The sequence below is a fragment of the Streptomyces sp. NPDC127117 genome (assembly GCF_042677325.1).
In the GTDB taxonomy this organism is placed as follows: Bacteria; Actinomycetota; Actinomycetes; order Streptomycetales; family Streptomycetaceae; genus Streptomyces.
Window position 1 is genome coordinate 215,376 of record NZ_JBHXTM010000002.1, and the last position, 12,211, is coordinate 227,586.

Consider the following 12,211-nt stretch of genomic DNA (forward strand, 5'->3'; position numbering starts at 1 on the left):
CGGTGTTCCCGGGTGCGCCCCTGTGCTGCCGGCCCGGGGTCAGGCCGGTGAGAAGAGGTGGTCGCTGATGAGCCGGGCGGCGCCGATCACTCCGGCGGCCGGCCCCAACTCGCCCAGCACGATGGGGAGATTGCCGGTGGCCAGCGGCAACGACTGCCGGTAGACCTGGGTCCGGACGCTGGCGAGCAGGGTGTGGCCGAGGCCGGTCACACCGCCGCCGATCACCACCAGACCGGGGTTGAAGAAGCTGACGAGTCCCGCGATGACCTGGCCGACCCGGTTGCCGCCCTCTCGGATCAGGTCGAGCGAGGTGGCATCACCGGCGGCCGCGGCGGCGGCCACATCGGCGGCGGTGAGTTTCCCGGCCGCTTCGAGCAGGCCGGCCAGTTCCGCCGACCGACCGGTGCGGGCCGCGTCCTCGGCGTCGCGGGCGAGCGCCGCACCGCTGAAGTGGGCCTCCAGGCAGCCCCGGTTGCCGCAGGCGCAGGCGCGTCCCTCGGGTTCCACCTGGATGTGGCCGATGTCCCCGGCGCTGCCCGTCGTACCGCGGTGGACCTCGCCGCCGACGACAATGCCGCAGCCTATTCCGGTGCCGATCTTGACGCAGAGGAAGTCGCCCACGGAACGGGCGACGCCCGCGTGCTGCTCCCCCATCGCCATCAGGTTCACGTCGTTGTCGACCATGACGGGGCAGCCCAGTTCCTGGCTGAGCGCCTCGCGGACCGGGAAGCCGTCCCAGCCGGGCATGATCGGCGGTGCTACCGGTACGCCCTCGGGGAAGCGGACCGGGCCGGGTACGCCGATCCCCGCGCCGTCGAAACCCTCGGCGAGTCCCGAGGCCCGGAGCTTGGCCGCCATGGACAGCACCTGCTCGAAGATGGCGACGGGCCCCTCGCGTACGTCCATCGGGTGGTTGAGGTGGCCGAGTACCTCCAACTCGGCGTTGGTGACGGCCACATCGACGGATGTGGCACCGATGTCGACGCCGAGGAAGCGCAGTTGCGGTGCGAGCCGGATGTTGTGCGAGCGGCGCCCGCCACGGGATGCGGCGAGTCCGTCGGCGACGACGAGTCCGGTCTCCAGCAGTCTGTCGACCTCGACGGCGAGCTTGGAGCGGGAGAGATCCACCTGATCCCCCAGCTGTGCCCGGGAGTTGGGCCCGCCGTCGCGCAACAGCCGCAGCAGTCGCGCCTGATGCGCATTCGCGGGTCGTGCAGTCATACGTCTCACGCGCCCCTCCCCGCCACATCGGCCTGTACGTCGGGCTTTCGAGTGGAACGTAGCAGCGGTTGCCGGGAGTGGGAAGAAGTTGCGCAGGAATCCACCACAACTTTCTCCACACCGAGGACAAAGCCGGTCGGCGGGTCCGTGGCCCCACCGGCCGGCTGTCTCAGCGCAGGATTCCGGCCTGCCGGGCGGCCCGCACCCAGGACGGGAACTCCGACAGGACCCGGTCGTACAGCTCCTGGTCGGAAATCGTCTCGATGTCGTCGACCGCGAAGAAGCCGACGTTGTCGACCCGGCGGCCCGACATGGTGTCGAGCCGTTCCAGCACGCCGTACTGGGAGCTGCCGAGCCCGACGAACTGCCAGAACACCGGCTCCTCGGCAGCCGCCCGCAGCTCCTGCTCGATCTCCCGGTTGCGGTGCACACCGCCGTCCGAGAAGAACAGGACCAGCGTCGGATCGGGCGCCGGGTGGGCCCGCACGAAGGCCCGCACCTCGGCGATGACCTTCTGCTCCTCGTTCTGGATGCCGACCGTGCGCATGTCGATCTGACCGGGGACCAGTCCTCTGGGCGGCTTCCTGCGGCCGAAGCCGAAGATCTGGCCGACGCGTACGTGCAGGGCGAGCCACTGGGGCAGGTCGCCGACGGCGAGGTCGGGCAGCCGGGCGGGGTTGGTGGCGAACGTCCATGCCTGCATCTCGCCGTCGTCGTCGAGCTGTGCCGCGACGGCGACCATCCGCTCGGCCACGCCCGCGACCGTGCCGCGCCGGTAGAGGCCGCTCATCGAACCCGAGGCGTCGAGTACCAGGACGACGCGGGCGCGCAGTTCCGGTACGCCGTGTTTGCTCAGGCTGACCAGGACCTGTTGCTTGCGCAGCGACAGGCGCTCACGCATCTCCACCGGCAGCCGTTCCTCGCCCTTGGTGAGCCGGGGGCCGGACCCGCCGCCCGCGGTGTGCCCGGGTGCGGGCCACGAGGGCGGCGAAGCCGGCGCGGGGGGAGGAAACGAGGGCGGGGGCGGGGGCGGGGGCGGAGGGACGGGGCCGGGGCCCGGGGTGGTCACGGGCTGCGGGCCGGGCCCGGCCGCGGTCGGTTCCTCGTCGATGCTGATCCCGAAATCGGTCGCCAGCCCGGCCAGCCCGCTCGCGTAACCCTGGCCGACCGCGCGGAACTTCCAGCCGCCGTCGCGGCGGTAGAGCTCGCCGCCGACCAGCGCGGTCTCCGTACCGGCGGTGATGTCGAAGCGTGTCAGCTCGGCGCCGGAGGCCGCGTCGAGCAGCCGCAGGCACAGCCCCGGTACCTGGCCGAACGTGCCGCCGTCGGCGGAGGCGCAGAGCGCGACACGTTCGACGTCCGGCGCCAGCGCGCCCAGCCGGACGTCCAGCGCTTCGCCGCCGGTCCGTCTGCCGAGGTGGCTCACGGCGCCCGACGCGTGGAGAGGCTGGTTGTAGAAGACGAAGTCGTCGTCGGAGCGCACCCGCCCGCCGCGCGTCAGCAGCAGGGCGGAAGCGTCCACGTCCGGCACTCCGGGCCCCGCCGACCAGTCGAGTACGGCCCGGATCGCGGAGGCCGCGACCGGCACGTTGGCGCCTTTGCTCAATATCGTCACAGCAGCAAGTCTGCCTGCCGTCCAAAACACCGGCGCCGACGGCCCCGCAGGGCCGTCGGGACGCCGGGCCGGATGCCTCAGCTCTCGTCGCGCTGGTGATACGTCCGGCGCGTGTGTTCCGTGTGGGAGCGCATGATCTCCGTGGCCCGCTGTTCGTCGCGCGAGGAGATCGCCGCGATGAGCGAGCGGTGCTCGATCCAGGACCGGGTGCCGCGCTGCCGGGCCACCGGGGTGTAGTACCAGCGGACCCTGCGGTCCACCTGGCCCGCGAGTTCGGCGAGCACGACGTTGCCCGCCAGCTCCATGACCTTGGCGTGGAAGGCCGCGTTGGTGGCGACCGCCAGGTCGACGTCGTCGTCGGCGACGGCCTGCTCGCCCTTGGCGCACAGCTCCTCCAGGGCCGCGATGCCGGCCGTGGAGGAGTTGGCCGCGGCGAGACGCGCGGCCTCGGCCTCCAGAAGGGTACGGACCGAGAGCAGTTGGTCCGCCTCCTCCTCCGTGGGCTCGTGCACGAACGCGCCCTGGGCGGGCCGGAGATCGACCCAGCCCTCGGTGTTCAGCCGCTGCAACGCCTCGCGCACCGGCTGGCGGGACACCCCGAGATGGCCCGCCAGCTCGCTCTCGACCAGGTGCTGGCCGGGGCGGAGGGCACGCGTCGTTATGAGTTCGAGCAGCGCCTCATACACGCGCTCGCGCAGCGGACCGGGCCGTTCCAGCTTCGGCACAGCCCCCTGCGGCAGTCCTGTGGACAACATCGCGGTCCCCCTCCGGCCGACGAGCACCAATTGCTTATCGTCTACAGTCTACCGAGCGCAACGCCCCTCAGGGACAGCGGATCACCTGACCCGCGTACGAGAGATTCCCGCCGAAGCCGAAGAGCAGGACCGGCGCACCGCTGTGGATCTCGCCGCGTTCCACCAGCTTGGACAGGGCCATCGGGATCGAGGCTGCGGACGTGTTGCCGGAGTCGACCACGTCCCTGGCGATGACCGCGTTGACCGCGCCGATCTTCCTGGCGACCGGTTCGATGATCCTCAGGTTGGCCTGGTGCAGCACCACCGCTCCCAGGTCCTCCGGCGCGACACCGGCCTTCTCGCACACCTTGCGGGCGATGGGCGGCAGTTGCGTGGTGGCCCAGCGGTAGACGGACTGACCCTCCTGGGCGAACCGCGGCGGGGTGCCCTCGATCCGTACCGCGTTCCCCATCCCCGGCACCGATCCCCACAGCACGGGACCGATCCCGGGCCGGCCGTCCCCGTCCGGCTCCGCGACGACGACCGCCGCACCGGCTCCGTCACCGAGCAGGACGCAGGTGCTGCGGTCGGTCCAGTCGGCGATGTCCGCCATCTTGTCGGCGCCGATGACCAGGACGCGTCCGGCGGCCCCGGCCCGGATCGCGTGGTCGGCGGTGGCGAGTGCGTGGGTGAAGCCGGAGCAGACCACGTTGATGTCCATCACCGCGGGCGAGCCCATCCCGAGCCGGGCCGCGACGCGCGCCGACATGCTCGGTGAGCGGTCGATCGCGGTCGAGGTGGCGACCAGGACCAGATCGACCTCGGCCGGCTGGAGCCCCGCCGCGGCCAGCGCCTTGGCCCCCGCGTGCGCGGCCATCTCGTCCACCGGCTCGTCCGGGCCACCGACGTGGCGGGTCTTGATGCCGACGCGACTGGTGATCCACTCGTCGCTGGTGTCGACCAGGGCCGCCAGATCGTCGTTGGTGAGCACCTTGGCGGGCTGATAGTGGCCGAGCGCCACGACACGTGAGCCGGTCATGTACGGGGTCCCCTCGCTACGAATGGCAGGAACCATCCAGTCTTGGTCGCTACCGCCCGGTACACGTGCACGTGTTCCCACAGGAATAGCGCCCGGCCGTTGGAGGCTTGACGACAGCCCCGGCACTTTGAAAGGCATATTGTAGACAATGTGCTGTCAAGTGGCGGGCCCGGCGTCGGCGGCGCCCTCCGCACATGCTGCGGCACCGGTTGCGATGTCACACTCCATGTGCAGGGCAAGGGCCGGTCCGGCTTCAGCGCGTTCCGGCCTCCACCACGTACAGAATCGGATTCAGCCGCCATGGGACGGGTCACCGAGCGTCGCCGCACCATCCGCATCAGGGACGGGGCCGTCTCCACCCGCCCCGACACCCTCGTCGCCGAGGAACCCCTGGAGATCCGGCTGAACGGCAGGCCGCTCGCCATCACGATGCGCACCCCGGGAGACGACTTCGCGCTGGCGGCGGGGTTCCTGGTGAGCGAGGGCGTCATCGGTGACGGCTCCGAGGTGCAGTCGATCGTCTACTGCGCGGGGGCGACGGCCGACGGCGTCAACACGTACAACGTGGTGGACGTGAAGCTCGCCCCCGGGGTCGCGGTCCCCGACATCACGCTCGAACGCAATGTGTACACCACCTCGTCCTGCGGGCTGTGCGGCAAGGCGAGCCTGGACGCGGTACGCACCACGACCCGTCACCCGGTCGCCGACACTCCCCCGCTGCGGGTCGAGCCCGCACTCCTCTCCGCCCTTCCCGACCGGCTGCGCGCCGCCCAGCGGGTCTTCGACCGGACCGGCGGGCTGCACGCGGCGGCGCTGTTCTCCGAGACGGGCGAACTGCTCGACATCCGGGAGGACGTCGGCCGGCACAACGCGGTCGACAAACTGGTCGGCCGGGCCCTGACCGACCACAGGCTGCCGCTGAGCCGGGCGATTCTGCTGGTGTCGGGGCGGGCCTCGTTCGAGCTGGCCCAGAAGGCGGTGATGGCCGGCATCCCGATGCTCGCGGCGGTCTCGGCGCCCTCGTCGCTCGCCGTCGATCTGGCGGCCGAGACCGGACTGACCCTGGTCGGCTTCCTGCGGGGTCCGTCGATGAACGTGTACGCGGGCGAGCACCGCATCGCCCTGGAGACGGCGGCAGCCCGGGACTGAGGCGGCCGGCCCGCCCTCAGCTCGCGACGGCGGCCCGGGACGACACCGGCCCGCTCACCGGCTGCTCCTCCTGCGTGTCGCGCGAGCGGCGCTTGGCGATCACCGCGCACACCATCAGCTGCATCTGGTGGAAGAGCATCAGCGGCAGCACCGCGAGGGACGCGTGCGCCCCGAACAGCACGCTCGCCATCGGCAGCCCCGAGGCCAGACTCTTCTTCGAACCGGCGAACTGGACGGCGATCCGGTCCTCCCGGTCGAAGCCGAGCCGCTTCGACCCGTACCAGGTCAGCGCGAGCATCAGCGCGAGCAGCAGCGCCTCGACGCCGAGCAGCGCCCCGAGCCTGGCCGGGGTGACCTGGTGCCAGATGCCCGCGACCACGCCCTCGCTGAACGCCGTGTAGACGACGAGCAGGATCGAGCCTCGGTCGACATAGCCGAGGACCTTCTTGTGGCGGGTGATGAAGCCACCGATCCAGCGGCGCAGCAGTTGCCCGGCGACGAACGGCAGCAGCAGCTGGATCCCGATCTTCAGCAGCGCGTCCGCCGAGAATCCGCCGCCGTCGTTGCCGAGCAGGGCGGCCGCGAGCAGCGGGGTGAGGAAGATCCCGGCGATCGAGGAGAAGGAGCCCGCGCAGATCGCCGCGGGCACGTTGCCGCGGGCGATGGAGGTGAAGGCGATCGACGACTGGATGGTCGAGGGGACGAGGCAGAGGAAGAGGAAGCCGCTGTAGAGCTGCGGCGTCAGCACGTGGGGAACCAGCCCCCGGCCCGCCAGGCCGAGCAACGGGAAGGCCACGAAGGTGCAGATCAGCACGGTGAGATGGAGCCGCCAGTGCTTGAGTCCGTCCAGTGCCTCGGCGGTGGAGAGCCGGGCGCCGTACAGGAAGAAGAGAAAGGCGACGGCCCCGGTCGAGGCACCGCCCGCCACCTTCGCGGCGCTCCCCGACGCGGGCAGTATCGCCGCGAGCACGACGGTGCCGATCAGCGCCAGGATGTACGGGTCGAGCGGCAGCCAGGACGGCAGCTTCAGGGTGCGGCGGCTCATGTGCTCCACATGTTCTCTTGGTTCTGGTCGTGCCCTCTCCATGCTGCTCCCGATCGGAGCGATCGGGAATCCCGCACACCGCTCTCACTGTCATCACGTTGCGCGATAGCCTGGTTTCATGTACGAACCCACGCAGCTCCGTACCTTTCTCGCCGTCGCCCAGACGCTGAGCTTCACCCGGGCCGCCCGTCGGCTGGGGGTACGGCAGTCCACGGTGAGCCAGCATGTGCGGCGCCTGGAGGATGCGGCGGGGCGGCAGTTGTTCACCCGGGACACCCACCGGGTCGACCTCACCGTGGACGGCGAGGCGATGCTCGGCTTCGCGCGGACGATACTCGCGGCCCATGAGCGGGCAGCGGCCTTCTTCACCGGCACCCGGCTGCGCGGGCGGCTGCGGTTCGGGGCCTCCGAGGACTTCGTGCAGACCCGGCTCCCGGAGATCCTGGAGTCGTTCCGCCGTGACCACCCGGAGGTCGAGCTGGAGCTGACGGTGGAACTCTCCGGGACACTCCATCAGCGGCTCGCGGCCGGCCGGCTCGATCTGGTGCTCGCCAAGCGGCGCGCCGGTGACACGCACGGCGAGCTGGTCTGGCAGGACGCGCTGGCCTGGATCGGCGCCCCACACCTGCGGCTCGACCCGGACGGCCCAGTTCCGCTGATCCTCTTCCCCCCGCCGGGCATCACCCGGGCCCGCGCCCTGGAGGTCCTGGAGGAGCACGGCCGACCCTGGCGGATCGCCTGTACGAGCACCAGTCTGAGCGGGCTGATCGCGGCGGCCCACGCGGGGCTGGGCGTGATGGCCCACAGCCGGGGCCTGATCCCGCCGGGACTGGCGCCGGTGCCCGCCAGGGCGGGGCTGCCGGAGCTGGGCGGGGTGGACTTCGTACTGTCGCACGGTCGCCGTCGCGACGGGGCACACGAGGCCGCGGACGCGCTGGCGGCGGCGATCCTGGCGGGCGGCGACCGGCTGATCCGGGGCGTCGGCCCGATGGGATCGATCAACGGCCGGGAGAGCGCATGACCGTCCGCGCGCAGGGGAAACATTGGACGGCGGAGGTCGGGGAACCGACCCACCCGATCCAGGATGGATGAGGGCAGAACACTGCGCATGCGTCCGGAACGGGAGTGGCAGCGGCGTACAGATTCCGTGGAGATTCCGGCGCCGACCGCTCACTCTACGGTCCAGGCCACGCCCGAGCCTTGCCCATCTGGCCGGATTTCGGTGACTGACCTGTGCATATGCCAGGTTGTCCACCGGCCCGGGGCCCTCCCGCCGCGCCGCCCGGTGGGGTAGCGTCACGGCGCTGTGCGGAGCGCCACAAGGAGCAGGTCATTGCGCGAGTTCACTGTCCCACCCATGGCGGCCGCGCCCCTCGTGGGCGGCCTGGCCGATGTGGTGTTCGACCATGCCGAAGAGGACCCGAACAGGGTCGCGCTCGGCCGGAAGGACGCGAGTGGACAATGGCGGGATGTCACTGCTGCGGCCTTCCGTGACGAGGTGCTGGCGCTGGCCAAGGGGCTGATCGCGCACGGCGTCAGATTCGGTGACCGGGTGGCCCTGATGTCGCGCACGCGCTACGAGTGGACGCTCTTCGACCTCGCGCTGTGGGCGGTGGGCGCCCAGTCCGTACCGGTCTATCCGACGTCCTCGGCCGAGCAGGTGCTGTGGATGCTGCACGATGCCGAGGTGTCGGCGGTGATGGTCGAGCACGAGGACCACGCCATGACGATCGCCTCGGTGATCGACCGGCTGCCCGGTCTGAAGCGGCTCTGGCAGCTGGACGCCGGCGCGGTGTCCGAGCTGGTCCGAGCGGGCGCGGACGTCGAGGACGAGGTGGTGCACCGCCACCGCCGCGCGGTGACGCCCGAGTCGGTGGCGACGGTCATCTACACCTCGGGGACGACGGGGCGTCCCAAGGGCTGTGTGCTCACGCACGCCAATTTCATGTTCGAGACGGACACCATGGTCGCCCGCTGGCGGTCGGTCTTCCACTCCAAGCCGGGTGACGAGGCGGCGACCCTGCTCTTCCTGCCGCTGGCCCATGTCTTCGGCCGGATGGTCGAGGTCGCGGCGATCCGGGGCCGGGTGAAGCTGGGCCACCAGCCCGAGCTGTCGGCCAGGGCGCTGATGCCGGACCTGGTGTCGTTCCGGCCGACGTTCATCCTGGCGGTCCCTTACATCTTCGAGAAGGTCTTCGACGCCGCCCGGCGCAAGGCCGAGGCGGAGGGCCGGATCGGGCCGTTCGACAAGGCCGTGGACATCGCGGTGAAGTACGCGGAGGCGCTGGAGGCACGGGCGTTCGGTACCGGTCCGGGGCCGTCCGCCGGGCTGCGGATGCAGCACCAGTTCTTCGACAAGGTCGTGTACAAGAAGGTGCGCGACGCGATGGGCGGCCGGATCCGGCACGCCATGTCGGGCGGTTCGGGGATGGAGCGGCAGCTCGGACTGTTCTTCGGGGGCGCCGGCGTCACGGTGTACGAGGGCTACGGGCTGACCGAGTCGACCGCCGCGGCCACGGCCAATCCGCCGGAGCGCACCAGGTACGGCACGGTCGGGCTGCCGATCCCGGGGACGACCGTGCACATCGCCGAGGACGGCGAGGTGTGGGTGCACGGCGGCAATGTGTTCGGGGGCTATCTCGGCGACCCGAAGGCCACCGACGCGGTGCTGCGCGAGGGCTGGCTGGCCACCGGGGATCTCGGTTCGCTCGACGAGGACGGCTATCTGACGATCACCGGGCGGAAGAAGGAGATCCTGGTGACGTCGGGCGGCAAGAGCGTGTCGCCGACCGGTCTGGAGGAGCGGGTGCGGGCGCATCCGCTGGTCGCGCAGTGCATCGTGGTCGGCAACGACCGGCCGTACATCGCGGCCCTGGTCACGGTCGACCAGGAGTCGGTGGACCACTGGCTCGCGATGCAGGGGCGGGCGCCCCTGAAGCCTGAGGAGCTGGTGCGCGATCCGGACCTGGAGATGGAGGTCCGGCGGGCGGTGGTGGCCGCCAACACGGCGGTCTCGCAGGCCGAGTCGATCCGTACGTTCCGGATCCTGGCGCATCCCTTCAGCGAGGAGCACGGCCTGCTCACCCCGTCGCTGAAGCTGAAGCGCAGGGCGATCGAGACGGCGTACGCGGCGGAGGTCGACGCGCTGTACCGCTGAGACACGACGTGCCCCGGCGGTACAGCGCGTACGACGTCAGGTGCCGGCGCCTCTCGTTCGGATCATGCCGGGCTCGCGTGCCCCGGCGCCGCGCCTCGCCGCGTTGTCGTCACTCGCCAGGGCTCCTTCCCCGAGCTCCCGGCGGACCCCGCTCCCCGATCCGGCCCGATCCAAACGAAACGCCCTAGGTGATCGAGACACGGAACAGCTTGTCCGAGCCGTCGGGTTCATTGCCCTTGTTGTCGCAGTTGGTGGTGGAGAGCCAGAGCTGGTCCTGGCCGGGCACCTTGGTGACGGTGCGCAGCCTGCCGTACGTACCGACGTAGTACGCGCTCGGTGTGCCCAGGTTCTCGGTGTCACCGGTGATCGGCACCCGCCACAGCCGTTCGCCCTTCAGGGCGGCCATGTAGATGACGTTGCGGACGATGGCGATCCCGCTGGGCGAGGCCTCGGAGATGTTCCAGGTCTTCTTCGGGTTGGTCATGCCGGTGGTGGTGCAGGTGCCCTCGCAGACGGGCCAGCCGTAGTTCTTGCCCGGCTTGATCAGGTTGAGCTCGTCCTTCTTGCTGTCGCCGAACTCCGCCTCCCACAGACGGCCGTTGCGGTCGAAGGCGAGGCCCTGCGGGTTGCGGTGTCCGTAGCTGTAGACGTAGTTGCCGAACGGGTTGCCGGGGGCGGCCTTGCCGTCCGTCGTCATCCGCAGGATCTTGCCGTTCAGCGAGTTCTTGTCCTGGGCCAGGTCGGGGGTCTGCGCCTCGCCGGTCGACGCGTACAGATAGCCGTCGGGGCCGAAGGCGAGCCGTCCGCCGTTGTGGTACCGGCTCTTCTTGATCCCCTGGAGCAGGACCGTGTACCCGCCGAGCGAGCTGCCGTCGTAGGTCATCCGGGCGACCCGGTTGCCCTCGGACGCGGTGTGCATGAAGTACACGTAGTGGTTGCTGGACCACTTCGGGTCGACGGCGATGCCGAGCAGGCCGCCCTCGCCGTCGGTCGTGACGGCGTTGGGCACGGTGCCGACCTGGGTGCGGGTGCCGTCGGGGGTGGCCTTGAGGACCTTGAAGCTGTCCCGTTCGGTCACCAGCGCGGTCTTGCCGTCGGGCATCCAGTAGGTGCCCCAGGGAATGGACCAGCCGCTGGAGACGGTGGCGATGCCGGAGGGCACCCCGCCGTCGGTGGCGCAGTCCGGGGTGGTGAAGGTGACGGCGTTGCTGGGCGGTGAGGCGTTGCCCGCCGCGTCCTTGGCGACGACGTCCAGGGTGTACGGGCTGGCGCAGGCGAGCCCGGTGAGTGTGGTCGTGGTGGCCGGCGGGGTGCCGGTCACGGTCTTGTAGACGGTGCTGCCGCTGCGTACCTCGTAGGTGGCGACGGCCTTGTCGTCCGTCGACGCCCCCCAGCTCAGGGCGACGCTGTTCGCGGTGAGGCCCGAGGTGGACAGGGTGCCGGGTGCCGTGGGTGCGGTGGTGTCGGAGCTGCGCAGGGTGGTGCAGTCCACGATGGGGCTGACCGATGACACATTGCCGGCCGCGTCGCGCGCGAACAGTGTGAGGTTGTAGGTGGTGTCGGGGGTGAGGCCGGTCAGGTTCTTCGTGGTGGTGGTGCCCGGTGCCTCGCCGAACTTGTTGCCGTGTTCGTAGATGTCGTACGCGACGACACCCACGTCGTCCGTGGCGGCGCCCCAGCTGAGCGTGAGGCTGTTCTCGGTGATCTCCGAGCAGCTGGGCGCCGTGGGTGCGGTGGGTGCCTGGGTGTCCGACGGGGCGGTGACGGTGACGTCGAGGTAGTCGAGGTTGGGCAGCCCGTTGGTCGTCGTGGACGTGAGCCGGATCTTGTTGCTGCCCGCCTTGACCGGGGTGGTCAGGGTGGAGGTGGCCCAGGTGTTCCAGTCGGTGGTGGCGTTGAAGGCGCGGGCGGCCGAGACGACCGTGCCGCCCACGGCGACATCGGCGGGCCGGGCGTCCGCCGTGCCGTTGGAGTACCGGATGGCGATCTTCCCGGTGCCGGCAAAAGCCGCGTCGACGGTGAACTCCACATAGCTGCCGACGACGTTGTCGCCGTTGACGAATCCGGTGCCCGAGTAGCCGGAGTGGTTGGACTCGGCGGCGCCCTCGACTATGGTCGCGGACTCCGCCTCGTACCGGGTGGCGGCGGCGGAGGCCGGCTGCGGGACCGCCTGCACCAGGGCGGTACAGAGCAGCACGGCCGTGAGGGCGGCCACTCTTCCTCGTACCGTGGTGAGTGTTCTGGCCTGCAT

At 70.7% G+C, this 12,211-nt stretch carries 9 protein-coding genes; 3 read left to right on the top strand and 6 right to left on the bottom strand.

Annotation, left to right across the window (positions count from 1 at the left end):
• Nucleotides 1-39 precede the first annotated feature (39 nt).
• The 4 genes from ACFVH0_RS02965 to ACFVH0_RS02980 all read right to left on the bottom strand — a co-directional run bounded on the left by ACFVH0_RS02965 (nt 40) and on the right by ACFVH0_RS02980 (nt 4,609).
• Entirely contained in the window at nt 40-1,221 is a 1,182-nt protein-coding gene (locus tag ACFVH0_RS02965; RefSeq protein WP_385817690.1) for an ROK family protein, read from the bottom strand.
• Between the two features lie 169 nt (nt 1,222-1,390).
• A complete protein-coding gene (locus ACFVH0_RS02970) occupies nt 1,391-2,836 on the bottom strand; it encodes a VWA domain-containing protein (protein ID WP_385817691.1) in 1,446 nt (481 codons plus the stop codon).
• Nucleotides 2,837-2,913: 77 nt separating this feature from the next.
• On the bottom strand, nt 2,914-3,591 hold the full coding sequence (locus ACFVH0_RS02975) for a GntR family transcriptional regulator (protein ID WP_385817692.1): 678 nt from the start codon (nt 3,589-3,591) through the stop codon (nt 2,914-2,916).
• Between the two features lie 67 nt (nt 3,592-3,658).
• Nucleotides 3,659-4,609 (bottom strand): beta-ketoacyl-ACP synthase III, encoded by a 951-nt coding sequence (locus tag ACFVH0_RS02980; RefSeq protein WP_385817693.1) that lies wholly within the window; start codon nt 4,607-4,609, stop codon nt 3,659-3,661.
• Between the two features lie 300 nt (nt 4,610-4,909).
• On the opposite strand from ACFVH0_RS02980, the gene fdhD reads away from it, so the two are divergent.
• Nucleotides 4,910-5,758, top strand: coding sequence for a formate dehydrogenase accessory sulfurtransferase FdhD (fdhD, locus tag ACFVH0_RS02985; RefSeq protein WP_385817694.1), 849 nt, complete (start codon nt 4,910-4,912; stop codon nt 5,756-5,758).
• 16 nt (nt 5,759-5,774) lie between these two features.
• On the opposite strand, the gene ACFVH0_RS02990 is transcribed toward fdhD, so the two are convergent.
• Complete coding sequence (locus tag ACFVH0_RS02990; protein ID WP_385817695.1) at nt 5,775-6,803, bottom strand: bile acid:sodium symporter family protein; 1,029 nt, start codon at nt 6,801-6,803, stop codon at nt 5,775-5,777.
• 118 nt (nt 6,804-6,921) lie between these two features.
• On the opposite strand from ACFVH0_RS02990, the gene ACFVH0_RS02995 reads away from it, so the two are divergent.
• A complete protein-coding gene (locus tag ACFVH0_RS02995) occupies nt 6,922-7,824 on the top strand; it encodes a LysR substrate-binding domain-containing protein (protein WP_385817697.1) in 903 nt (300 codons plus the stop codon).
• A 336-nt stretch (nt 7,825-8,160) separates the two neighbouring features.
• Complete coding sequence (locus ACFVH0_RS03000; protein WP_385817698.1) at nt 8,161-9,960, top strand: AMP-dependent synthetase/ligase; 1,800 nt, start codon at nt 8,161-8,163, stop codon at nt 9,958-9,960.
• Nucleotides 9,961-10,144: 184 nt separating this feature from the next.
• Here the strand turns inward: ACFVH0_RS03000 and ACFVH0_RS03005 are convergent, their stop codons facing one another.
• The gene (locus tag ACFVH0_RS03005) at nt 10,145-12,211 is read right to left on the bottom strand and encodes a PQQ-dependent sugar dehydrogenase (RefSeq protein ID WP_385817699.1); all 2,067 of its coding nucleotides are present in this window, start codon (nt 12,209-12,211) and stop codon (nt 10,145-10,147) included.